At 55.0% G+C, this 23,533-nt stretch carries 17 protein-coding genes and 2 pseudogenes; 11 read left to right on the top strand and 8 right to left on the bottom strand.

The window, feature by feature from the left end; all coding sequences use genetic code 11:
• Positions 1-118 precede the first annotated feature (118 nt).
• Positions 119-343 carry a VF530 family protein gene (locus RGW60_RS14200; protein WP_322205196.1) on the top strand — a complete coding sequence of 75 codons (225 nt, stop codon included), beginning with the start codon at positions 119-121 and terminating at the stop codon, positions 341-343.
• A 41-nt stretch (positions 344-384) separates the two neighbouring features.
• Complete coding sequence (locus RGW60_RS14195; RefSeq protein ID WP_322206919.1) at positions 385-1,050, top strand: Pr6Pr family membrane protein; 666 nt, start codon at positions 385-387, stop codon at positions 1,048-1,050.
• A gap of 58 nt (positions 1,051-1,108) precedes the next feature.
• Here the strand turns inward: RGW60_RS14195 and RGW60_RS14190 are convergent, their stop codons facing one another.
• The 3 genes from RGW60_RS14190 to RGW60_RS14180 form a co-directional block, all read right to left on the bottom strand.
• Entirely contained in the window at positions 1,109-1,906 is a 798-nt protein-coding gene (locus RGW60_RS14190) for a siderophore-interacting protein (RefSeq protein WP_322205195.1), read from the bottom strand.
• Entirely contained in the window at positions 1,903-2,490 is a 588-nt protein-coding gene (locus RGW60_RS14185) for a PadR family transcriptional regulator (protein ID WP_322205194.1), read from the bottom strand. The genes RGW60_RS14190 and RGW60_RS14185 overlap by 4 nt, the downstream gene beginning before the upstream one ends.
• Before the next feature lie 80 nt (positions 2,491-2,570).
• Positions 2,571-5,696: a transglycosylase domain-containing protein gene (locus RGW60_RS14180; RefSeq protein WP_322205193.1), complete on the bottom strand. Its 3,126-nt coding sequence runs from the start codon at positions 5,694-5,696 to the stop codon at positions 2,571-2,573.
• A gap of 419 nt (positions 5,697-6,115) precedes the next feature.
• Between RGW60_RS14180 and RGW60_RS14175 the strand changes: the two genes are divergently transcribed.
• The 4 genes and pseudogenes from RGW60_RS14175 (at position 6,116) to RGW60_RS14160 (ending at position 10,781) form a co-directional block, all read left to right on the top strand.
• Positions 6,116-7,537, top strand: coding sequence for an amino acid permease (locus RGW60_RS14175; RefSeq protein WP_322205192.1), 1,422 nt, complete (start codon positions 6,116-6,118; stop codon positions 7,535-7,537).
• Between the two features lie 363 nt (positions 7,538-7,900).
• Positions 7,901-8,275 carry a GtrA family protein gene (locus tag RGW60_RS14170; RefSeq protein WP_322205191.1) on the top strand — a complete coding sequence of 125 codons (375 nt, stop codon included), beginning with the start codon at positions 7,901-7,903 and terminating at the stop codon, positions 8,273-8,275.
• Positions 8,272-9,203, top strand: a pseudogene (locus RGW60_RS14165) (glycosyltransferase family 2 protein). The gene RGW60_RS14170 and the pseudogene RGW60_RS14165 overlap by 4 nt, the downstream one beginning before the upstream one ends.
• 30 nt (positions 9,204-9,233) lie before the next feature.
• Positions 9,234-10,781: a glycosyltransferase family 39 protein gene (locus RGW60_RS14160; protein WP_322205190.1), complete on the top strand. Its 1,548-nt coding sequence runs from the start codon at positions 9,234-9,236 to the stop codon at positions 10,779-10,781.
• Between the two features lie 140 nt (positions 10,782-10,921).
• Here the strand turns inward: RGW60_RS14160 and RGW60_RS14155 are convergent, their stop codons facing one another.
• Positions 10,922-12,532, bottom strand: coding sequence for an FMN-binding glutamate synthase family protein (locus RGW60_RS14155; protein ID WP_322205189.1), 1,611 nt, complete (start codon positions 12,530-12,532; stop codon positions 10,922-10,924).
• 110 nt (positions 12,533-12,642) lie between these two features.
• Positions 12,643-13,452 (bottom strand): helix-turn-helix transcriptional regulator, encoded by an 810-nt coding sequence (locus RGW60_RS14150; protein ID WP_322205188.1) that lies wholly within the window; start codon positions 13,450-13,452, stop codon positions 12,643-12,645.
• Positions 13,453-13,587: 135 nt separating this feature from the next.
• Here RGW60_RS14150 and RGW60_RS14145 point away from each other — a divergent pair, with 135 nt between their 5' ends.
• Positions 13,588-14,403, top strand: coding sequence for a carbon-nitrogen hydrolase family protein (locus tag RGW60_RS14145; protein ID WP_322205187.1), 816 nt, complete (start codon positions 13,588-13,590; stop codon positions 14,401-14,403).
• Between the two features lie 123 nt (positions 14,404-14,526).
• Positions 14,527-15,849 carry an APC family permease gene (locus RGW60_RS14140; RefSeq protein WP_322205186.1) on the top strand — a complete coding sequence of 441 codons (1,323 nt, stop codon included), beginning with the start codon at positions 14,527-14,529 and terminating at the stop codon, positions 15,847-15,849.
• A 278-nt stretch (positions 15,850-16,127) separates the two neighbouring features.
• On the opposite strand, the gene metR is transcribed toward RGW60_RS14140, so the two are convergent.
• Positions 16,128-17,045, bottom strand: coding sequence for a transcriptional regulator MetR (gene metR, locus RGW60_RS14135; protein WP_322205185.1), 918 nt, complete (start codon positions 17,043-17,045; stop codon positions 16,128-16,130).
• Between the two features lie 105 nt (positions 17,046-17,150).
• Between metR and RGW60_RS14130 the strand changes: the two are divergent.
• The 3 genes and pseudogenes from RGW60_RS14130 to RGW60_RS14120 all read left to right on the top strand — a co-directional run.
• Positions 17,151-18,338, top strand: a pseudogene (locus RGW60_RS14130) (5-methyltetrahydropteroyltriglutamate--homocysteine S-methyltransferase); the annotation flags it as partial.
• A gap of 224 nt (positions 18,339-18,562) precedes the next feature.
• A complete protein-coding gene (locus RGW60_RS14125) occupies positions 18,563-19,555 on the top strand; it encodes an alpha/beta hydrolase (protein WP_322205184.1) in 993 nt (330 codons plus the stop codon).
• A 71-nt stretch (positions 19,556-19,626) separates the two neighbouring features.
• The gene (locus RGW60_RS14120; RefSeq protein WP_322205183.1) at positions 19,627-20,283 is read left to right on the top strand and encodes a DsbA family oxidoreductase; all 657 of its coding nucleotides are present in this window, start codon (positions 19,627-19,629) and stop codon (positions 20,281-20,283) included.
• A 26-nt stretch (positions 20,284-20,309) separates the two neighbouring features.
• Here the strand turns inward: RGW60_RS14120 and RGW60_RS14115 are convergent, their stop codons facing one another.
• Positions 20,310-21,707, bottom strand: coding sequence for a sigma-54 dependent transcriptional regulator (locus RGW60_RS14115; RefSeq protein WP_322205182.1), 1,398 nt, complete (start codon positions 21,705-21,707; stop codon positions 20,310-20,312).
• Positions 21,704-23,455, bottom strand: coding sequence for a sensor histidine kinase (locus RGW60_RS14110; RefSeq protein ID WP_322205181.1), 1,752 nt, complete (start codon positions 23,453-23,455; stop codon positions 21,704-21,706). Before RGW60_RS14110 ends, RGW60_RS14115 begins: the two co-directional genes overlap by 4 nt.
• Between the last annotated feature and the right edge of the window lie 78 nt (positions 23,456-23,533).

Genomic DNA, 23,533 nt, shown 5'->3' with positions numbered 1-23,533 from the left:
GGCAGTGGTAAACGGCGCAGGGCACATTTGTCGCTTTGCGCAGCCTAAGCCCTCAGCTAAGGTGCGCACCTAAGGGACGCAGTCCCGTCCATATTAAAGGTCAGGTCGAAGGTTCCGCATGATGACATCCAACAGTAATCCCCTGCATGGCGTAACGCTTGAGCAGATTCTTACCGCGCTGGTTGCCCATTACGAATGGTCAGGATTGGCTGAAAAAATTGATATCCGCTGCTTTAAAAGTGACCCAAGCATTAAGTCGAGCCTGACATTTCTGCGCAAAACTCCTTGGGCGCGCGAAAAAGTCGAAGGTTTGTACCTAAAATTGCAACGCAGCAAGGGCTAAGTGCTCGTGCTTGGTGTTACCCGAATTCAAGGACAACCATGATACTCAGTCAACATACTCAGATGGCGCGAGGGCCGCGGCGTTACACCCTCATCGCCGCCATTCTGGGCTGGTCGGCGTTGGCCCTTCAGCTCTACTTGGTCTTGTTCGCTCGCTGGGTTGACCAAGCCAGCCTATCGGCCGGAGTGGTACGTTTTTTCAGTTTTTTCACCGTCACTACCAACACGTTGGTAGCGACCGTATTGACCTGCGCAATCACCTCCAGGGGCTCATGCGCTCATCGATTTTTTCGCACGCCTTGGGTCAGCAGCGGCGTCGCTGCGAACATCGTATTGGTAAGCATCGCGTATAACCTGTTGCTACGCCCTTTATGGCAACCCCACGGTTTGCAGCGGGTTGCCGATGAGTTACTGCACGACATCCTGCCGGTTCTGTTTCTGTTTTATTGGTGGGTTTACGTTCCAAAAGGGACACTGCGCATAAAGCATGTGCTGCTTTGGGTCATCTATCCGCTGGCGTATTTTGCCTATGCCTTGCTTCGCGGCTATTTGATCAGCGACTACATGTACCCGTTTATTGATGTCAGCAGCTTGGGTTATCCACAGACGTTTTTTAACGCGCTGGGGGTGTTGGTGGGCTTTCTGCTTATTTCAGGTGTGTTGCTGGCGGTTGATAGATTGAAAGGCCGAATGCAGACCCACCGGTAGAGCCAAAGTGTTGGGAGGGGGCGAACCTCTCGCCAACACGTAAATTTTTATCGTGCGTTCACTCATCCTCACCTTCCACCCGCCAGTACCCCGACGTCTTCACCAGCGCTTCACTGAGACCAAACTCGTTCAGCAACACCCGCCGGATTTTGCGGGACAAGGCCGCTTCGGTGGCGACCCAGGCGTACAGTTCGCCCTCTGGCATTTCCAGCCTGCGAACGACATCCACCAGGTTTTGCTCGCTGCGAACCACCCAAATCACGTCGACCTGCGCAACGCTGTTGAATGCCTGCTGTTCAGCCGGGTCTTCGATTTCCATGACGACCAACGCTGCACGGTTAGCCGGCAGGCTTTCTACGCGACGGGCGATGGCCGGCAGTGCGGTTTCATCGCCGATCAACAAGTAGCTGTCGAAGATATCCGGCACGATCATCGAGCCACGCGGGCCAGCGATGTGCAGAAACTGTCCTGGTGCCGCCTGGGTTGCCCAGGTAGCTGCAGGGCCTTCGCCGTGTAGCACAAAATCAATGTCCAGTTCGCCAGCCTTCGGGTCGTAACGGCGAGGCGTGTAATCGCGCATGGTGGGACGCGGGCCGTCATCGGACGCTCCGGGAACAAAGGTATCGAGCGTTGCCTGTTCCTCCGGGGTTTGGGCGAAGATTAATTTCACATGATCATCAGTGCCCAAGCTGATGAAACCCTCGAGTTGCGGACCGCTAAAGGTCACGCGGCGCATCCGGGGCGTCAGGTCAAAGACCCGGATGACTTCCAGTTTGCGCCGTTTGATGTCATGACTGACACGGTGAATACCTTGCGGCTGCGCGGCTTGTGAAGCAAGCGATGTTTGTGAATTCATTGAGACTTCTCCGAGGTGTCCAGCGGGCCATCGACAATGGCTTTGGCGGTGTTGTTCAGCAGGTCGCGTACCCGCAGGATTTCTTCCGCGCTCCAGCGTCCGTGATGCAGTTGCAGCGCGTGCCGAAGGTTATGCACAGCCTCGTGTATTTCCGGTGGCCGGTCATGACCACGCAGCGAGCGTTTGCTAACGTCGATGCGCATTCGCACGCCGTCCAGGGCAATGGCCTGATCAGCCAATGATTGGCGGCCTGCCTCGGTCACGGTGTAGTGCTTCTTGCCGGCAATGGCGTCCCCGAGGATTAACTCGCTTTCCTCAAGAAACGTTAGTGTCGGATAAATCACACCGGGGCTGGGGCTGTAGGCGCCGTCGAACATGCCTTCGATCTGACGGATCAGGTCGTAGCCATGGCATGGTTGCTCCGCGATCAATGCCAACAGCAATAATTTAAGGTCTCCAGGGGCGAAGACGCGAGGGCCACGGCCGCCGCGTTCGCGTCCTGGACGTTTTTCGAAACCATCTCGGCCATCACCGTGTTCGCGGTGCTGGAAATGGTGGTGGGGGTGATCACTTGGGTCTCTCATTTTTTCTGTCTCTTGCATCAGTTAGATGTAACTTAAGATATATCTTAATGGTTTTGCAAGAGGCAGAGACGAAATGGTTTTTATCGGGCGCTGGTTTGCAAAGGAGGGCTTGGCACTTGGCATTCGGTGCGGGTGCCGGGCGTCAGGTAAGGATTAAGAATCGGTGCCATACCCTTAAGCACCTGGACCGGCAGCGCGGAGGTGAATTTAAAGGCCTCCGCAGCTCGCCCCGGGACGAATGCGGTCAAAGTGCCGAAGTGGTTGTCGCCGATATAAAACACGAAGGTGGCGGTGCGGTTGATGGACTTCGAGCCCAAGATTCTACCGCGTGCGCCGATGCTTTCGAGTCGGTTATCGCCGGTGCCGGTTTTGCCGCCCATGGCTAGCGTGCTGCCGTCCGGGAGTTTGAAACTCCCTTGCACACGCTTCGCGGTTCCAGCGTCCACCACTTGCGACAGCGCTTCACGCATGGCCGTCGCCACTTCCGATGGCAGCACACGTTTACCTAGATCGGGATTGCTGATCAGTTGCGTTTCGTAAGGCGTTCCAGCAGCAAAGTGCAGGCTGTCAACGCGTAACACCGGCAGGCGCACGCCGTCGTTTTGAATGATCCCGATCAGTTCAGCCAAAGCTGCCGGGCGGTCGCCAGAGCTGCCAATGGCCGTCGCCAAAGATGGCACCAGGTGGTCGAATGGATACCCTACGCGCTGCCAGCGTTTGTGAATGTCGGTAAAGGCTTCGATCTCCAACATGGTCCTAATCCGGCTATCACGCGCGCTCTTGTGACGACTTTTAAATAGCCAGCTGTAAACCTCCTGACGCTCCATTTCGCTGGCAGCCACCACCTCTTTGAACTGCGCATCTGGATGTTTCAACAAGTAGCCCACTAACCATAGGTCCAGTGGGTGGACTTTGGCGATAAAACCCTGATCCGGCAGGTCATAAGCGCCGGGCCCGTAGCTTTTATACAGCGCGTCCAGGCGCGTATCGGTCAATTTGTCGATGGGGACTTTGCTCTCGGCCAAGTGCGCGCGGACGAAAGCGTTGAAGGTGTCCTGATGGGCTTCCGGTAACAGATAGCGATGTACCGCAGCCATTCGAATAGCGGTGGGATGAATGCTGTCCAGGAACGTTTCTAGACGCTCTTGAGTCGACTTGTTCTTGTAGCGTTTCCAGAAGCGCAGCAGGTACACCGTGCCTTCGCGGTCAGCGAATTGACTGAGGTATTCCTGGCGATGAGGATCGTCATCATCTTTAAGCAATTGCGCGCTGCTGTTAGGTGATTGATAGATGCTGTAACGCACCAGATCACGCATCAAACGAATGAACGGCAAGTTGATCGACTCGCGCAGTGCATCGCGCAAACTCGGGCTGCGGCCGTTATCTTCGTTACGGAAGTTATGGAAATGATGCATGCCGCCGCCAGTGAAAAAACCTTCGTTGGGACTGGCCGAATATTGCCGATCCAGCGCGGCTGAAAGCATTTTCGACAGGTCTTGGTCCTTGTTCTGTTTCAAGTAGTCGACAGACCAACGGGTCAGTCGATCAGGTTCCTCCACCGGGACTTTGTTCAATGCCGAAAGGCTTTGTCCGGCGTAGCGTTGGTGCAACTCAGAGATTATTTCCAGGTAGGTTGTTAGTACGCGCATCTTGGCCGTAGAACCCAGTTCCAGCTTGCTGCCCTCGTTGATGTCGAACGGCTGGTCGGTGCTGTCGGTCTGCACCCGGACCCTTGAGCCGTCTGGGTCGCGCTCGAACAAGGTGAAGCTATAACGAACCTGCGCGGTGTTGGTCGGGGTCAGCAGGTGGTCGCCGATCAAACCTAGCGTTGCCGCCAACGCAGGGTCCGCCAAGTCTTGAAGGTACTGACTGACGCGGGTTTGCAGGCTGTTTTGCAACGTGCTGGTCGCCGCCAGGTCGAGTCGGTCGAGGTCGTACAGTGGGCGGTTTAGCAACGTCGACAATCGGCTACGGGCGACGCTGATGCCTTTGTCGGTTTCGATGAGCTGGATCGTCGGTTGCTGCGTCCAATCGCGGTAAGTCACCACGCTGTCCAATGCGGCCCCTGCCAGCGCTTGATCAATCACGCCATTGCGCGCCAGCAGGCGAATGTGGCTGTCGGTCAACTGGGCCAACTCCTCGCGGCCGCGGGACAGGTAATGCGACGGTCGGCGTTGCGCAATGACCAGCGACAACACTTGGCGCAAAGCGAGACCGCGCCTGGCAAGGTTTTTCGTATCCTGCGTGGTGGCACGTAGTTGCTGATTTATTTCATCAAAATCAGCCCCGTACCACACGCGTAAACCTTCAGCCAAGCCATGCACCTCACCATGCCCGGGCACCGCAGACAACGGCACGCTGTTGAGATAATCCCGGACTACCCGTTGCCGGGCATCCATCGTTTGCGTGCCGGCTTGATAGGCGCGGACACTCGCGGAAATCATTTGTCGAAGTTTCTCAGCGCCCGACTGGGTCAGGCCATCGGGGGAATGACGGTACTTTTCTAGCTGCGTGGCCAAGGTGCTGCCGCCTGCAGATTGGCCGCCCAAGGCGAACAGCTTGGCCACCTGCGAGGCCGCTGCTTTGGCAAATCGTGGCCAATCGACAGCGGGATTTGCCTGCGGTTGGTTTGGGTCAAGCAAGTCCCGGTTCTCGATAAACAACAAGCTGTTCACCACCAACGGCGGGATGCTCGAGAAATCAGGGTAAAGCTGCTGCGGATACACAAACTGATAGAGCGGCGATCCTTGGCAATCGGTAATCGATAAACCGGCCTGAATCTTCTCCTGATAGGGCGTGAAAAAGCCGCGCTGACTGTAGCCCAGAAGCTCGGATGAGAAGCGTACTTGCTGGGTGATCAGGTAGTCGCGCTTGAGCAAGCGCGGCAGAAACTCCCCCATCGCGGAATAACCCAGGCGTTTGTCGAAAGGGCCATCTCCAGGATAGGCGATCGCGTTGCTCGGACCTTTTTGCATGGAGTAGCCCAGTTCGCTGCCGAAACGGCTGAACTCTCGTGCTTGCAGCCTGGAGCTGTGGATTTCTGAAGAAACCGCGATACCCAGCGCGACCAAGCCAACCAGCAATAGCAGCCAAAACAGACGCCATCCGTACCGTTTAACACGAGGACGTTTTGGCAATGAAGCGTCATCAAGACTATCAGCGGCGACTGGAGTCTTCTTCGAATCGGAATGCCACAAAGCGCCCATATCGATTGGCCCGGTTAATCATGTTAATCGCACCTCATACAAGCGTAGACGCTGGCTGCCGCCGCCGAAAAATTTGTAGCGGCCGACTCTTGTAAAAACGTTTGATATCAATACGCTATTAGCGGTTTTGCACAAGGCAATGTGAGGAAAGCGGTGAATTTAAGCGTCCAAAACCAAGGCGCTGATATATCTGCCTGCTAAACCTGTCTACGTCATGAGTTATCGCTGAATAGAAATGTTTTTACAGTTAAAACAACTGGCTTCAGATTTTTATACTGCGCACCCAATGTCGTGAGTGTTAACCGCACCTGAATCGGCGTTGTTGTTGGTCGGGGCGTTCAGATGCATTGGTCGGGTTTGCCCGGCCATGCTTGAGCTGTTGACTGACTACATCCAATAACAATACGAGGTTGTAATTTATGCCAGTCGGCAAGCACGCTTTGCAGGCAGAAACTGTCCAGGACGGTCCGCTTAAACGAGACTTGGGTGAGCGGCATATCCGCCTTATGGCGTTAGGTGCCTGTATTGGGGTCGGGCTGTTTCTGGGGTCTGCCAAGGCGATTCAAATGGCGGGACCGGCGATCATGCTGTCCTACATTATTGGTGGTTTAGCAATTCTAGTGATCATGCGCGCCCTGGGTGAAATGGCCGTACACAATCCGGTCGCCGGTTCGTTCAGCCGTTATGCGCAAGATTACTTGGGTCCGCTGGCAGGCTTTCTCACGGGGTGGAACTACTGGTTTCTGTGGCTGGTGACCTGCATCGCGGAAATTACCGCCGTCGCTGTTTACATGGGCGTGTGGTTTCCCGACACGCCACGCTGGATCTGGGCGCTGGCCGCCTTGATGAGCATGGGCACCGTCAACTTGATCGCCGTCAAAGCCTTCGGGGAGTTTGAGTTCTGGTTCGCCCTGATCAAGATCGTCACTATTATTGCCATGGTCGTTGGCGGCATCGGCGTGATCGCGTTTGGCTTCGGCAATAATGGCGTTGCGCTGGGCATCTCCAACCTTTGGAGCCACGGTGGCTTCATGCCTCACGGCGTGCAGGGCATTTTTATGTCTCTGCAGATGGTCATGTTCGCTTACCTGGGCGTCGAAATGATTGGCCTCACCGCTGGCGAAGCCAAGAACCCCCAGAAAACTATTCCTAGCGCCATCGGCTCGGTGTTCTGGCGGATTTTGCTGTTCTACGTCGGTGCACTGTTCGTGATCTTGTCGATTTATCCGTGGAGCGATATCGGTACCCAAGGCAGTCCGTTCGTGATGACGTTCGAACGGCTAGGCATCAAGACTGCAGCAGGGATCATCAATTTCGTGGTGGTGACCGCCGCCTTGTCATCTTGCAATGGCGGGATTTTCAGCACTGGGCGCATGCTTTATAGCCTTGCGCAAAATGGCCAGGCCCCCCGTGGTTTTGCCCACACGGCCCCCAACGGCGTACCCCGGCGTGCGCTGCTGCTGTCGATTTTTGCGCTGCTGATCGGCGTGTTCCTAAATTACTTGGCACCAGAAAAAGTCTTCGTCTGGGTCACCGCCATCGCTACCTTTGGCGCCATCTGGACTTGGGCCATGATTCTGCTGGCGCAAATCAAATTCCGTCGCAGCCTGAGCAAAACCGAAGTCAGTCAGCTGAAATTTCGCATGTGGCTATGGCCACTTAGCTCCTACTTGGCGCTAGCGTTTCTGTTGTTTGTTGTGGGGTTGATGGCGTACTTCGAAGAAACCCGCATTGCCCTCTACTTCGGCCCCGCATTCCTCGTGGTGCTGACGGTGTTGTTCTACGTGTTCAAGCTGGCGCCGAAAGTTCCAGTGGCGGGTGCGGTGGGGGCTGCAGTTTAGGGCTTGATTGAAATAAGAGGCGACGTGATGCATCAGAAAAGCTGCGTCGCTTCATTCGCTAACCCTATAGGGGGCCGTCCCGTCTTCGGCCCGCGCTGTCGCGATGCAAGCACAGTGGCCCAATGCTGCGAGCTTGGTATTGGGCAGCGCGCTGGTTGCGCTTGATGGCTAACTGGACGCAAAAAAGGGTATTGGAGAATGTCCCACGGGCTGTTGGTCGGATGAATAGGAACTGGGCCAACAGTTTTCGATACTACTGCTTAGTAGGGTCTAACATTTCGCTCTGACAGATAATGAAGTAACAAGATGTTCAAGTTAGCTGTTTTGGAATAGGCCCTCTTGGCCTGAAGTTGCGGGTCGAACATGAAACTACAAGAAAAACAGTTCGCGAGCTACGTAGTCATAGGGCTGATCAACACGCTAATTCATGGCGTTGTGTTTCTGACATTTCACGTAGGCATGGGCGTCAGTCAGGCATACAGCAACCTGTGTGGTTTTGCTGTCGCTGTGTCATTTTCGTTCTATGCCAACGCCCAGTACACCTTCAACGCCCAGAAAACGTGGTCACGCTATCTGAAATTCGTCGCCTTCATGGGGCTGCTAAGCTTAGGTGTCGGTTATGTCGGCGACCTTTATCTGTTCCCTCCATTAGCTACCTGGATGCTGTTCTCGGCAATTAGCCTTGTGTGCGGCTTCCTCTATTCCAAGCGCGTTATCTTTCGAGAGAGCAGCCCTTGAAGATTTCATTGATCGTCCCGGTGTTCAACGAAGAGCAAGCGATTGCGCTGTTCTATCAAACGGTCCGGCAGGAGCCTCTTTTAGCTGGCTATACCGTTGAAATTGTTTTTGTGAATGATGGGAGCTCAGACCTCACAGGCGAGTTTGCTCAGGCGTTGGCGATGGCAGATGACAATGTTCTGTTGGTAGATTTTTCCCGTAATTTTGGCAAAGAGGCAGCACTATTTGCCGGTCTTGAATACGCCACTGGGGCGGCGATGATTCCCATGGACGTCGACCTTCAGGATCCGGTCAACGTGCTGCCGTTACTGATTCGAGAATGGGAAAACGGCGCCGATGTGGTGTTGGCGAAACGACACGATCGCTCTTCGGACAGCTACCTCAAACGCCACGCCGCTTCAATGTTTTATCAGGTACTTAACGTCATCGCCAGCACTAAGATCGAAGAAAACGTCGGTGACTTTCGCCTGATGGATCGCAAGGTGGTTGATGTTGTAAGAACGTTGCCGGAGCAACAGCTGTTCATGAAAGGCGTGCTGTCCTGTTCAAGACCGTTATTATTGAATACGACCGCGCCGCGCGAGCCACGGGCAGCACTAAGTTTAATGGCTGGAAGTTATGGAACCTGGCGTTGGATGGCATCACTTCGTTCAGCACCGTTCCCTTAAGAGTCTGGACCTATGTCGGTGGCGCCGTTTCGGTATTCTCGCTGTTATATGCCGCCTACCGAGTGCTGGATAAAATCGTTTTCGGTAATGACGTTCCAGGCTATACGTCGTTGATGACCGCGATTCTGTTATTGGGCGGCGTGCAATTAATCGGTATTGGCATCTTGGGGGAATACATCGGTCGGATTTACATGGAAGCCAAACACCGGCCAAGGTATGTGGTGAAGAATGTTGTGCGCCATCATGATGACCCCCACTAGTTTACTTGTCAGCCGCCGCTAGAGGGCTTGATGGAGCTACTTCTTCCACACAAGGCATTCAATACGCGACGCGTTACGGTGTTCGTCCGGGAGCATGGGTTGCTGCCCATATTGATGCTTGCCTTGCTGGCACGGCTCTACAATCTCACGTCGCCGACGGTGTGGTACGACGAGGCGTTTAGCGCATTAATCAGTGCTTATTCCCCGACGCTTATTTGGCATTACAGCGGACAAGATGTTCATCCGCCGCTTTACTACCTGCTGTTGCATGGTTGGATCGTGGCCTTTGGAAATGGGGTCTTTGCGATTCGAGCGATGAGCGTACTGGCGGGTGTGGTGTCGGTTGCATTGGCGCACTGGCTGGTCCGCTTGATCGCCACCCAACGAGCCGCCATTTGGGCGGGTCTGCTATTGGCATTGCTGCCAATTGCGGTGCGTTACAGCCAGGAAGTGCGAATGTACGCACTGATGGGTGTTTGGTTAATGGGCGCAACGATTGCCTTGGTTTACTGGGTTCAGAACCCGTTGCGGCAGCGCTATTCGGTGATCTACGTGGTACTGATGACTGCAGCGTTTTATACCCATTATTTTGCCGCGCTGTGTGTGTTGTCCCATTGGTTGTATGTGTCGGTAGGCTCAAAGCAGGGCCGCTTGGTACTGCGTTTGAATTGGTGGGTGGCGAATGCCGCCATCGTGGTCTGCTTCCTGCCATGGATTACGCGGTTGATTGGCCAGCTCTCGCACACGGCGGGCGTCGACTGGATCCCACCGCCTACCCTCAATACGTTGCCCTCGGTGATCTGGCAGTTTCTGACGCTAAACGACGGGCTGGGATTACCGTGGCCGTTGTTCTTAGGGTTGCCGTTGATGGTAGTGGTGGCGACATTAGGGATTGTCATAAAGGAAAACGGGCCGCTTAAGTTTCATTCGCTGATCGCACTTTATACCGTTGCACCGTTGTGTGCGGTGCTTCTGATTTCCTTCAAGCTACCGCTGTTTGCGACGCGCTATTTCGTTTTTTCGGCTCTAGGCTTACCGATCATTTTGGCGATTGCACTCGACCACTTGGCTCAACGTTACCGACGGATTGCGGTGGGGTGTTTGATGGCGCTTGTCGCGCTGGAAGGCGTCGGGCTTTATAACTGTTATACCCAGAACAACAAATTGAATGATTCCATCGGTGTGCTCAATAACCGCCTCGCGACGATGGTCGAGGAGCTAAATCTGCGATTTAGACCGGGAGACCAAGTTGTGGTGTACGGACTGTACTGGTATCTAAGCGTGCTCTATTACAACAAAAACCAGGTCCAGCCCCTGCTGTACACACCGCCGACCTTGGCTGGCCTTGCCGCACGCCCCGGTATGAATGGAGCAGGCACGTTGTTTTACCAACAGCAAAATACCTATTATCTGGACAGACTTTCGGACTTGGACAGTAGGGCGAAGCGAGTCTGGCTGTTGTACGGCAGCGCCGTAAAAGATTATGTGCCTGTTCCCTCGACGTGGCACGCAGTCAGCGTATACACCTTGGGCAATACGCAGTTGCGGCTTTATGCTGTTGGGCGAGACATCAAATGACGTCGCGAATTAAACGCAGACGAAGGAATGATGGATTTAAAAAACCTATCCCTGACGACCGGCGACTAGAGGGCAATCAACCGGTCCCTTAGAGCTACGGCCCGCCACTCTGCCACCAAGCGTACTCGCCGCATGCAGCATTAGATCTCGTTCGGCTCGAAGCTGTCGGCCCGCGCCATCTGCCACATGTTCGAGTAGAAGCTGCCGTCCACTTCGCCGGTGATCAGTTGACCCGCTTTGAGAAACACATGGGACTGAGAGAACAGCTTGATCTCGGTGGCAGACATGCGCCGTACCAGATGTTTGGCTTCCAGTTGGGAAGGGTGATCGAGACCGGCTGCCGCGAGCATTTCGGCAAGCGCGTGCAAGGTGCTGCGGTGAAAGTTGTAGACGCGTTGCGCTTTGTCCGGGACCACCAGCGCCCTTTGGCGCAGCGGGTCTTGGGTCGCGACGCCGGTGGGGCATCGGTTGGTGTGGCAGCTTTGCGACTGGATGCAACCGATGGCAAACATGAAGCCACGGGCTGAGTTGGCCCAATCGGCACCAATGGCCAATATGCTGGCGATGTCGAACGCACTGACGATCTTGCCGCTGGCACCCAATTTGATTTTGTCACGCAAGCCCAGACCGACCAGAGTGTTGTGCACAAACAACAAGCCTTCGCGCAATGGCACGCCAATGTGGTCGGTGAATTCTACTGGCGCCGCGCCAGTGCCACCTTCAGTACCATCAATGACAATGAAGTCCGGGTAGGTTTCAGTTTCCAGCATGGCCTTGGCGATGCCCATGAACTCCCAAGGGTGACCGAGGCAGAACTTGAAACCTACCGGTTTGCCACCCGACAACTCACGCAACTGCGCGACGAATTGCATGAGCTCGATCGGGGTCGAAAACGCGCTATGGCGGGATGGCGAGATACAGTCTTCACCCATCATGATGCCGCGGGTTTCAGCGATTTCCTTGGTGACTTTGCCCTTGGGCAGAATGCCGCCGTGGCCCGGTTTGGCGCCTTGACTCAACTTGATTTCGATCATCCGCACTTGCGGGTCCAGCGCCTGCACTTTGAAACGCTCAGGGTCGAAACGGCCGTCTGAGGTGCGGCAACCAAAGTAGCCACTGCCCAATTCCCACGTTAGATCGCCACCGTTTTCTCGGTGATACGAGCTGATACTGCCTTCCCCGGTGTCATGGGAGAAATTGCCGAGCTTGGCGCCCTGGTTCAACGCGCGAATCGCGTTGGCGCTTAGCGAGCCAAAGCTCATGGCCGAAATATTAAATACTGACGCTGAATAGGGTTGGCTGCATTGCGGGCCGCCGATAATCACACGGAAGGCGGTTGGATCGCTCAATGGCGCCGGGCGCATGGAGTGGCTGATAAATTCAAATCCGGTCTGGTAGACGTCGATCAGCGTACCGAAGGGTTTTTCCGCCGACTCGTTTTTGGCTCGGGAATACACCAATGAGCGCTGAGAGCGGGAGAAGGGCAGGGCGTCGCTGTCGGATTCCAGCAAATACTGACGAATCTCCGGGCGAATACGTTCAACCAGGTAGCGAATATTGCCCAGCACCGGGTAATTACGCCGTACGGCGTGGGGCGTTTGAATCAGGTCGCCGATGCCGATCAAACTGAGCAAACCGGTGACTAGGGTGAAGGGCCAAAGCCACTCGTGTTGCAAGAATGGAAGACTGATGAGGGTAAATAGCACGCAAAGTACAAAAAACGCATAACGGCTGAGTAGGGACAAGCTCATACGGAATCCTGGGGCTCAATGACGGTTAATGAGGCGAACACTGGCGCTGTTTCGCGCCTGGTAATTGGTGGTCGCATGCCTGTATTGGTAGGCTGCAACCGTCCCTCGGTTCAGGCACTTTGCGCCTGAAGAAAAATCGAAAACAGCTCGGACTGAGACTTGATGCCCAGCTTGCTGTACATGTGTTTTTTGTGCACCCGGACGGTCTCTACGGAGATTTCCAACTTGCGGGCGATCTCTTTGCCGGAGCAGCCGCTGAGCATCAATCGACCAACATCCAATTCTCGTGCGGTCAGTTGGGCACCTCTGCTCTGCTGCACCGAGGCTTCAAGTTGACTGCGCCAATCATTACCGGTTGGCGACGGTTGGGCCGGCACCTCGGCCCTTGGCTCCTGCAATTCGAACGGCATGCGCTGTCGAAGTAGCGCCACCACCCACGGCTGAATCAGTGACAACAACGCAATCTGTTCTGTGGTGAACCTTTGGGTCGAACCCAAGGACAAGCACACGGTATGTTCGGCACCCAGCGGACAATTGAACTGAATTTCGTCCGCCACTACGTTCAAGCGAAAGTAGCGTTGATAATACTCGGTCAGCTCAAAGTGTTCCGGGGCGACCTCAGCCAAGCGGAACAGTCCGGTATGGGAGTGTTCGCGACTGGCGATGTAGAACGGGTCAAGCAGGTACAGACCTTTGAGGTAATCCTGAAACAACTGATCGGGCGTGCCGTCTTCAGCGGGAGACTCGGCAAACACCAACGGCCGCTGCTGAGAACTGAATTGCAGCGCGACCCAACTATCGAAACTCACGTACTGATTCAGCAGGCGCACCAATTGTGCCCAGAAATTCGGCTTGTCCAAGGCTTCGATCAATTGCGCGACCGAGCGATGCCACGCGATGTCCTGCAGTGCGATTGTCATACTCCTACCCCTATTGGGTTACCACAGCTGCGTAATTCCCTGCACTCGTTGCTGATGCGCATACTGCCCGCACAGCCGACGACCATCCAGCACTTATTGTGCCGGGTCGGCCTCGACATCGAATAAGGAGAACCCATGAAGGTCGAACTTGCCCAACTGGCAGGCCAGGATAACGGCACCGCGTACAACCTGCAGCGTGCGTTGGCGGCCATTGCCGCGTGCGCCAGTGACACCCAGCTGATTGTTTTCCCGGAAACCCACCTGATGGGCTTTCCTTCGGCGCATACGGTAGCCGAGGTGGCTGAACCGCTGGACGGCCCCACCGTGCAAGCAGTGCAGCTGGCGGCCAAAGCGCATGATATTGCCGTCGTCATCGGCGTTGCCGAGAACGACAACGGTCGGTACTACAACACCACGTTGTTAATCACCCGATACGGCATTGCCCTGCGCTATCGCAAAACTCACTTGTGGGCTTCTGACCGTGGGGTGTTCAGCCCTGGCGACCGCTTTGCTACCTGTGAGTGGAACGGCCTACGCGTCGGCCTGTTGATTTGCTACGACATCGAATTCCCGGAAACCGCCCGCGCGGTTGCGCTCTTGGGAGCGGACCTGATCATTGTCACCAACGGCAACATGGACCCTTACGGCCCGACGCATCACACCGCGATCATGGCTCGCGCTCAAGAAAACCAGGCGTTCGCGCTGATGGTTAACCGGGTGGGCGAGGGCGATGGGGGTCTGCGATTCGCGGGGGGCAGCGCCGTGGTCGATCCGTTTGGCACGTTGTTGCACGAAGCAGGGCGCGAAGAGTGCCAGTTCAGCGTCGAGCTGGATCTGGCCCAACTGACCGCGGCCCGCAGTGATTACCGCTATTTGACTGACCTGCGCCTGCATTTGCCAGGCGAAGTGATTGAGCACGCTGACGGTCGGCGTGAGCTGTTGATTGCTTGATATAGACCTGGAACGGCGAGGTTTTCTGAGCGCTGGTTACACCGATTTTTATAACAAAAAACGATTGTGTTTTTTCCGAACTTTTCTCCTGCCATAAAACTAATAATCCCGGAGTAATCGCTCATGGCTCGTTTGCAACGTACCCTTTCACTAGGGTCGGTGGTGCTGTTTGGCATCGCTTATATGACACCGATTATCGTGCTTGGCACGTTTGGTATTCTCGCCCAGTCTACCAATGGCATGGTGCCAGCAGCTTACCTGGCGGCACTGGTTGCGATGATCTTCACCGCACTAAGTTATGGACGCATGGCCGCGGCCTACCCGGTTGCGGGCTCGGCTTATAGCTATGTGCGCAAGGCCATCAGCCCGAAACTTGGCTTCATTGCCGGTTGGGCGGTATTGCTTGATTACCTGTTCCTGCCTATGGCCATTTGGCTGATCGGCGCGGCGTACCTGGGCTCGGCTTTTCCTGCGATCCCTCAGCCAGTTTGGGTATTGGCGTTTATCGTGATCACCACCCTGATCAACATCGTCGGCCTGAAACTGGCCAACACCATTAACGCCGCGCTGATGCTGGTGCAGTTTCTGGTGCTGATCGCTTTTGTTGCGCTGAGTATTCACTACATTGGTGGCGATGCCAGCAAGCCGTTGTGGACCCTCTCGCCGTTCTTCAGTGGCGATATGCAGATGCCGCTGATCATGAGTGGCGCGGCGATTGCCTGCTATTCATTCCTCGGCTTTGATGCGGTCAGCACCTTGACCGAAGAAACCAAAGACCCGGTGCGTACCATTCCACGGGCAATCATGTTGATTACGCTGATTGGCGGCGTGATCTTCGTCGGCGTGTCTTATTTCGTGCAGTTGGCGCATCCGTCGTTCGTGTTTGATAACGCTGATTCTGCCGCGTATGAAATTGCCAAAAACATTGGCGGCGACCTGTTTGTCTCAATCTTCTTGATTGGTTTGATCGTCGGCCAGTTCGCCTCGGGGCTGGCGGCACAGGCCAGCGGCTCACGTCTGCTGTACGCCATGGGCCGTGATGGTGTGTTGTCGAATTCATTCTTTGGTCGTCTGAGCGAACGCTTCGGTACCCCGATTAACAGCATTCTGCTCTGCGGTGTCGTAGCGCTGCTGGCGTTGAAACTGGACGTCACCACGTCCACCTCGTTCATCAACTTCGGCGCGTTTCTGGCGTTCAGTCTGGTGAACTTGTCGGTGATCTTTCACTACTGGATCGGCGGCAAACAACGCGGACTTCGTGAGCTGGTGCTGTTCCTGGTGTTTCCGCTGATTGGCTTGGTTGCAGACCTGTGGCTGATGATCAGCCTCGACAAACTGGCAATCATTCTCGGCCTGAGCTGGTTGGCAGTAGGCTTGGTTTACCTGGCATGGCTGACCGGCGGCTTCCGTCGCCAACCACCTGAGATGGATTTTCAGGAAAGCTGATCAGTCCTCTGGCTCCTATCAAAACTACGGTGGGAGCTCTTACCAAACAACGCATAACCGCTTGAATGGTAGATATTGAAATGGTAAGAGCGGGCTTGCTCGACGGAGCTCGAAGCGGTCCCAACAGGCCGACTCGGTTCCAACTGCAAAACTGAGTTGCTGATTTTACGTCTGCTTCGCAGCCGATCGCGAGCAAACCCGCTCTTATTGTCTGGTGTTTGCTGCGCAACAGCGCGGCGTCGGAGACAGGGCGGGCTCTCCCAAAGAGAGTCTGCCTTCTACCTAACCGCACTTACCCCATTGAGCGTCGAAAAAGACGTGTCTTTCGCGGTCAGCAGAAAATCGCGCATGTACGGCGCATCGAGCATGTCGGCGCGGATGCCTGCGTACAGCGTTGCAAATAAGCCTTTTTCCCCAAGTCGCTTGGCCTTCACGTAGCCGCGCGAGCTGTATTCATGCAGCGCCCAATGGGGCATGCCACAAACCCCGCGTCCGCTGGCAACTAACTGCATCATCATCACGGTCAGTTCCGAGGTGCGCACGTGCGCCGGTTCAACGTCGGCGGGCTCCAGGAATCGGGTGAAAATGTCCAGCCGGTCACGCTCTACCGGGTAGGTAATCAAGGTCTCCTTGAGCAAGTCTTCCGGGATCACGTAAGGCTTGTTAGCCAACAGGTGTTGGTTGGCGACCGCGAGCATGGCTTCGTAGGTGAACAGCGGCACGTAAGTGATGCCCACCAGCTCCAGCGGATCGGACGTCACCACTAAATCCAGGTCGCCACGGGCCAAGGCAGGAAGCGGAGCGAAAGCAAAGCCTGACGCAAGGTCCAGCTCGACCTCTGGCCAGGCATCGCGAAACTGGTCGATGGTCGGCATCAGCCACTGAAAGCAGCTGTGGCATTCGATGGCCATGTGCAGGCGTCCCGCAGTGCCGCCAGCCAGTCGTGCAATATCACGCTCGGCACTGCGCAATTGCGGCAGCATCGAATCAGCCAATTGTAGGAGACGAAGCCCGGCGCTGGTAAAGCGCACCGGTTTGGTCTTACGCGCAAACAACGACAAGCCGACACGCTCTTCAAGTTCTTTGAACTGATGGGACAAGGCCGATTGTGTCAGGTGCAAGCGCTCGGCGGCTTCCACCAAGCTGTCAGCCTCGCGCAAGGCCTGAAGGGTCTTTAGATGGCGAATTTCTAGCACGAAATGCTCCATGAAATTATTTTGTCATCAACGCGAATACAATGAGTTTGTCTCATGTTGCTTGGGCTGTCGACAATAGCGTCATCTTTTATGGAGGACATTGATATGGCCGTGGCCCATACCCTAGGATTTCCGCGCAATAGTGGTGATCGTGAGTTAAAAAAAGCGTTGGACGCTTTTTGCAAAGGCGATCTCGACGAGGCGGGGCTACGCAAGACCGGCCGCAAGCTGCGTGCTACGCACTGGCAGGTGCAGAGAGACGCTGGTATCGATCTACTACCGGTAGGGGATTTTGCCTGGCACGATCGAGTACTTACCCACTCGCTTACGTTCGGTGTCATTGCGCAACGCTTCGCCTCAACCACTGACTACAGGGGCCTGCCCACCCTTGATACCCTGTTTGCCATGGCCAGTGATGCTAGTGAAGGCAGCTGCGATAATCATGCTCAAAACGAAGCGCAGTACGTCCATGAGTTGACCCAATGGTTCGATACCACTGGCCACTATCTGGTGCCAGAATTTACTGAAGACCAGCGTTTCCAACTGAGCTGGGAACAGCTGTTCGAAGAGGTCGAAGAAGCCAAAACCCTCGGCCATACCGTCAAACCGGTAGTGATTGGCCCACTGACTTACCTGTGGTTGGGCAAAGCCGAAGGTAACAGTTTCGACCGGCTCGATCTGCTGGAGCGGTTACTGCCGGTGTACGGCGAAATTCTCGGTCGTTTGGCGGCGAAGGGCGTGGAATGGGTACAGATTGACGAACCGATTCTGACCCTTGATCTGCCGCAGGAATGGAAAAACGCTTTTGAGCGTGCTTATCACATCCTGCAATTTTCGCCGTTGAAAAAGCTGGTAGCGACATACTCTGGCGGCCTGGAAAGCAACCTCGGGCTAGCGGCCTCGCTTCCGGTTGACGGTCTGCACGTCGACCTGATTAGTGCGCCAGAACAGCTTTCCAATGTGCTCAGTCGTGTGCCGCCCTATAAAGTGCTGTCGCTGAGTGTTGTCAATGGACGCGACGTTTGGCGCTGTGATTTGGATGAAGCATTGAAGCAACTGCAGAAAGCGCAACAGCGGTTTGGCGAAAACCTGTGGGTAGCCAGTTCATGCTCGTTGCTGCACGGCTCGGCGAATCTTCAGCGCGAAGGTCAGGTGGATGCCGAGTTAAAAAGCTGGCTAGCGTTTGCCGTACAAAAGTGCAAGGAAATTGCAGCGCTTAAGGCTGCGTTAAATCATCCGAAAGTGGCCGCCGTGCAGGCGGCCCTGGCTGAAAGTCGCGTCGTCCGTGGCAGTTATCCATAAACCTTAAATCCTAGCTCGATGGTCGCCATTTGGAGCCTGACATGTAGCACTGTTCGCTGTTTGTTGAGTTTTTTGCGTTGCCATTCGCGAGCAGGGCCGGTTGCTAAATCTACCACTCAGCTTCCTTCATCAAATTGTCACGTAACTGTGGCAGCGCGCTTTTGAAAATATCCTCACACTGATCAGCTATTGGGGATTTGTGGCTTGGTGTTTTCATGCGGGTGTTAATTTTTTTGGTCGCGCTGTTGTGCGGCCTGCCGACTTTTGCGGCGTCTCGGTGTGACGTAAACGTCCCTACTCAAATGGCCGACCTTAAAGAGGTTCACTTGGCTTACCAAAGCATCGGGCGCGATTCCGATCCTGCTTTGGTGTTGGTCATGGGCTTGGGTGGCCAGTTGATTCATTGGCCGGATGAGGTAGTGGTTGCGCTCTGCCAACAAGGTTTTCGGGTGATTCGCTACGACAACCGCGATGTAGGCTTATCGACATGGGCGCAAGTGCCTGCCAGCCCGAACCTGACCTTTGAGGTGCTGCGCTACAAACTAGGCCTAACGGTTTCGGCGCCTTATTCATTGACGGACATGGCCAATGACACTTTGGGGTTGATGGACGCGTTGCACGTCCATCAATTCCATGTGCTTGGGGCGAGTATGGGCGGCATGATTGCTCAGCATCTGGCTGATATCGCGCCTGATCGCGTCGAAAGCTTGACCCTGATCATGACGAGTTCCGGCGCCCCCGGCTTACCTATGCCTGCCCCGGCATTGCTGCAATTACTCAGTCGTCGCAGCGCGCCCAGCCGTGAAGTAGCCATCGAACAGCAAGCAGATCTGCTGGCCGCATTAGGCAGTCCGCAGGTGGTGGATGATCGCAAGATGCTGCTGCAACAGGCGGCAGTATCCTACGATCGAGCGTTTAACCCTGACGGCGTAAAGCGGCAGATTCTGGCCATACTAGCGGAGCCAAGTCGCGTCGAACTGCTAGACCGATTGCGAGTGCCGACGCTAGTGGTGCATGGCACCGCCGATCCATTACTGCCAGTGATGCACGGCATCCACGTTGCTGCCCATATCCAAGGTAGCCAGCTGCGCCTGATTCCCGGCTTGGCCCATCGTTTTCAAGAAGCTTTCAAGGCCCCGTTGCTAGGAGCAGTTTTACCCTATTTGAAAGCCCATCGGCTGGATGGCAGCCACATCGCGCAGTTGTAGTTCTGATGAAGGGGCGGCTACGAGGGTGTAAAGTGCTCACTTTGTCACTGCCAAGCGTGAGCGAGGGTTCCATGAGCACTACGCTGAAAATCGATTTCGTTTCCGATGTCTCTTGCCCCTGGTGTGTTGTTGGCTTGCGGGCGCTGAATCAGGCATTGGCGGACTTGGGTGATGAGGTCAAGGCCGAGATCCATTTCCAACCGTTCGAGCTTAATCCGAAAATGCCCGCTGAAGGCCAAGACCTTAACGAGCACATCTTTGAGAAATATGGCTCTACGCCAGAACAATCAAAGCAGAATCGCGAAATGATTCGTCAGCGTGGCGCTGAGTTGGGTTTCACGTTTTCCCAAGGCGACCGACGCATCTACAACACCTTCGACGCACACCGTCTGTTGCATTGGGCAGGGTTGGAAGGCAAGCAGCAAGCGCTTAAAGAAGCCTTGTTCACGGCATATTTCACTGACCACGCCGACCCTTCGAATCATCAGGTATTGGCAAATGTGGCTGAGCAGGTTGGGCTAGATCGTCAGCGGGCCGAGTCGATTTTGACTACCGATCAATACAGCGCGCAAGTGCGTGAAATCGAGCAACTATGGATTTCGCGCGGTATTAGCTCAGTGCCAACCATCGTCTTCAATGATCGTTATGCGGTGTCGGGCGGGCAGCCAGTAGAAGCATTTGCCAGCGCTATTGGGCAGGTCATTAGCGAGTCTGTAACGACCGAATAAACCTGCGCGCTCGTACGGCGGCTCATTTATCGAACAATTTTGTCTACATGAATCTCAAGCTTTTTCAGTCGATACCATAAGCTGCGTTCAGATATGCCGATCAGTTGCGCGGCGGCGGCCTGAACGCCATTGGTTTCTTGAAGCGCGGCGAGGATGTAGGATTTTTCAACGTTGGCTAAAGCCGCCTCCAAGTCCTCGGGGATGCCTACACCGTCCGCCGGGAATTGGCTGATGCCGTTGTCGATGGGACGTGAGCCAAACAGGTAGGCTGGCAGATCGCTTTCTTCGATGGTATTGCTGGACGCAACGATAGTGGCGCGTTCAACACAATTCTGTAACTCCCGAATATTGCCAGGCCATGGGTAATTGGCCATGGCCTGCAAAGCTTCGGCGCTAAATCCAGTAATACGTTTGCCTGCGGTTGCGCCTAGCACATGGGCGAAATGTAGCGCCAGCGGAGCGATGTCTTCCGGTCGTTCACGCAAGGCTGGTAGCGGAATCGGGAATACATTCAGACGGTAATAAAGGTCTTCGCGAAATTCTTTATTCGCCACCGCTTCCAGCAAATTCTTGTTGGTGGCGGCAATCACCCGAACATCCACCTTGCGTTCGCGAGAGTCGCCCACTGGCTCAATCACGCGTTCTTGCAATGCGCGCAAAATCTTTGCTTGCAGCGCGAGGGGCATGTCACCCACCTCATCCAAAAATAACGTGCCCTTGTCCGCTTGCATAAAACGCCCGACGCGATCAGCTACGGCGCCAGTAAAAGCTCCTTTGCGATGGCCGAACATTTCGCTTTCGAGCAGGCCTTCGGGTATTGCTGCACAGTTGACCGCAACAAAAGGTTTGCCGACACGGTTGCCGTGCTTGTGAATCGCTCGGGCAACCATCTCTTTACCGGTGCCACTTTCACCGGTCAGCAGAATCGTGGCGTTGCTGTCGCGGACCGAGTCCACCGCTTGCAGTACGAGACGAAAGGCCGGGCTCTCGCCCACTAAACTGTCGATTTGCTGGTGTTGATCCAATTCGGCACGCAGGCGCGCGTTGTCACGCAGGATGTCGCGAAATTGCAGCGCTTTATTGACGGTGATATCCAGTTCGTCGATATCGAACGGTTTACTGATGTAATCAAAAGCCCCGTTACGCATCGACTGCACGGCATTTTTTACCGTGCTGTAGGCGGTCATGACGATAACCGGCAAGTCTGGATAGCGAACTTTGATTTCAGCCAATAACTGCGGGCCGTCCATGCCAGGCATTCGCCAATCGCTGATCACCAGATCGATTGCTTCGCGTTCGAGTACCGCCAGGGCATGCAAGCCATTGCCAGCGGTGAATACTTGAATCTCGCCTTGGCTCAAGGCTGAAGCTAACAAATCGCAGAGCTTAGGCTCATCGTCGACCACCAACACGTTATGACTCATGTCAGGCCTCTGTCATGGGCAGGCAAGTAAAGATTGAATGTTGCACCGGCTCCCACGCTACTGACGCATTCTACTCGACCGTCATGGTTCTCCATGATCGAGTAAACCTTTGCCAAGCCCAAGCCAGTACCAGATGCCTTGGTGGTGACGAAAGGATTGAAAATGCGTTCAATCATGTCGGGTTCAACGCCTTGACCGCTGTCGGAAATACTGATGATTGTAGTTTCCTGGTCGGAGGAGATATCAATCGTGAGGGTTCCGCCGCCTGGCATGGCATCAATCGCGTTGAGGATCAGATTTAGACATGCTTGAGTCAACTGGCGGGAGTCGGCATAAATCATTGAGTGAGGGTCGTGCTCAATAATTTCAGCGTCGACCTGATGAGTCGACAACTCCGGTGCACAGAACCCTAGCAGATCCTCCATCAGCGGCTTGGCCAGCTGGGTGGAGCGCAATGGAGCGCTAGGTTTGGCGAAATCAAGAAATTCGGTAATCAGGTCGTTGATACGGGTGACTTCCGAAATTACGTATTCCAGGTGGCGCATATCCGTTTCCGGCAACAGCGCGCGACGGTGCAGTAACTGGGTGGCTGTTTTGATTATCCCCAGCGGGTTACGGATTTCATGTGCCAAGCCCATTGCCACTTCGCCCAATGCATGCAGCCGGTCACGACGGCGCAGCTGGGCTTCAAGATGTTGAAGCTCTTTCAGACGTTCCGTCATGTGGTTGAAGGTTGCGCTTAGCTCGGCGATTTCGTCACTGCCTACTACTTCCACCCGCTGCCGGTAATCACCGGCCGTGACCGCTCTAACGCCTTCGGATAATTGGCGCAGCGGCCCTGTCAGGCGCCTGGATATTAACCAGCCGACGCTAAGGGATAGCAGCGACCCCAGTAGCAATATCGCCAAGAACAGGTTGGTCTGGTTGACTAGCCCTACCAGCGACGTATGTCGCAGCAAACCACTGAAAACGATGCCTTGCAGCTCACCATTGTCATTGAATATAGGCGTATACAGACCGGAGTAGGCGCTGGTGGATTGTTCGCTTGGCTCTTTGGTGTCACGTAGGATCTGTTCGATTCGGCGGGGCACAACGGCCGGGTGATTCATGAAGCGCTGGGTCGAGAAGATCTCGCTGAAACCACCAGCGTCGTTCATGTACAAGCGCAGGTCGAGGGAGTGCACATCGGCCACACTGGTAAGAAAACTGCTGTCTAGATAAGTCCCTATCAGCAACTCATAATCGACGCCGTCCTGAGTGGACTGATAAGTGGAGACCACCACTCCGGTAAATACGCTGCCGTTGTGGATAGTTTGTAGCACTGCGTTGGGGGAGAGGCTGATTTGGTCGATGATATTGTCGGAAACAGTGGAAAACACCACTTTATGATCTTTGATGCGAATCAAGGCGACCACGTCGATGCCCATGGCACTGGCGAGGTCGGAGGTTAATTTGTTGTGCCGAGGTGACGAAGGTGCGGAGGGGCGGGTATTTTGCAGAAACAATTGCGAGACCCTGGCGTTGCCGCGCTGGATTTCGCGGATTTCGTCCTGGACGATCCTGGTTGATTCTTGCAGCCAAACCCGAAAGTTACCCTCGAAAATCTGTGACAGAGTGGTCGCTGCGAGTTCTGCCGCGATCATGGTTGGAATCACGCTGACCAGCCAGAATGCCAATACCAGCTTGCGCTGCCAGCTCCAACGCGACAGGGAAAAAGGTTGCTGGGGGGAGCGGAATTCTTCGGTCATTGGTTATTGATCATCAACGTTCGCTTGTCGGAGCAGTCATGCCAGAGTGTGATCGTTGCGAAGAACGGCGAGCGTTGC

This window comes from Pseudomonas sp. AB6 (assembly GCF_034314105.1).
In the GTDB taxonomy this organism is placed as follows: Bacteria; Pseudomonadota; Gammaproteobacteria; order Pseudomonadales; family Pseudomonadaceae; genus Aquipseudomonas.
The sequence above is the reverse complement of the archived record's forward strand: the minus strand, read 5'-3'. Positions and strand labels throughout refer to the sequence as shown.

Bases quoted from the DNA above. Each gene is read 5' to 3' on its own strand.
- RGW60_RS14150 (WP_322205188.1), bottom strand. From the start codon at position 13,452: ATGACAATCGCACTGCAGGACATCGCGTGGCATCGCTCGGTCGCGCAA.
- RGW60_RS14155 (WP_322205189.1), bottom strand. From the start codon at position 12,532: ATGAGCTTGTCCCTACTCAGCCGTTATGCGTTTTTTGTACTTTGCGTG.
- RGW60_RS14110 (WP_322205181.1), bottom strand. From the start codon at position 23,455: ATGACCGAAGAATTCCGCTCCCCCCAGCAACCTTTTTCCCTGTCGCGT.
- RGW60_RS14190 (WP_322205195.1), bottom strand. From the start codon at position 1,906: ATGAATTCACAAACATCGCTTGCTTCACAAGCCGCGCAGCCGCAAGGT.
- RGW60_RS14170 (WP_322205191.1), top strand. From the start codon at position 7,901: ATGAAACTACAAGAAAAACAGTTCGCGAGCTACGTAGTCATAGGGCTG.
- RGW60_RS14175 (WP_322205192.1), top strand. From the start codon at position 6,116: ATGCCAGTCGGCAAGCACGCTTTGCAGGCAGAAACTGTCCAGGACGGT.
- RGW60_RS14180 (WP_322205193.1), bottom strand. From the start codon at position 5,696: ATGGGCGCTTTGTGGCATTCCGATTCGAAGAAGACTCCAGTCGCCGCT.
- RGW60_RS14120 (WP_322205183.1), top strand. From the start codon at position 19,627: ATGAGCACTACGCTGAAAATCGATTTCGTTTCCGATGTCTCTTGCCCC.
- RGW60_RS14115 (WP_322205182.1), bottom strand. From the start codon at position 21,707: ATGAGTCATAACGTGTTGGTGGTCGACGATGAGCCTAAGCTCTGCGAT.
- RGW60_RS14145 (WP_322205187.1), top strand. From the start codon at position 13,588: ATGAAGGTCGAACTTGCCCAACTGGCAGGCCAGGATAACGGCACCGCG.
- RGW60_RS14160 (WP_322205190.1), top strand. From the start codon at position 9,234: ATGGAGCTACTTCTTCCACACAAGGCATTCAATACGCGACGCGTTACG.
- RGW60_RS14125 (WP_322205184.1), top strand. From the start codon at position 18,563: ATGCGGGTGTTAATTTTTTTGGTCGCGCTGTTGTGCGGCCTGCCGACT.
- RGW60_RS14200 (WP_322205196.1), top strand. From the start codon at position 119: ATGATGACATCCAACAGTAATCCCCTGCATGGCGTAACGCTTGAGCAG.
- RGW60_RS14140 (WP_322205186.1), top strand. From the start codon at position 14,527: ATGGCTCGTTTGCAACGTACCCTTTCACTAGGGTCGGTGGTGCTGTTT.
- RGW60_RS14185 (WP_322205194.1), bottom strand. From the start codon at position 2,490: ATGAGAGACCCAAGTGATCACCCCCACCACCATTTCCAGCACCGCGAA.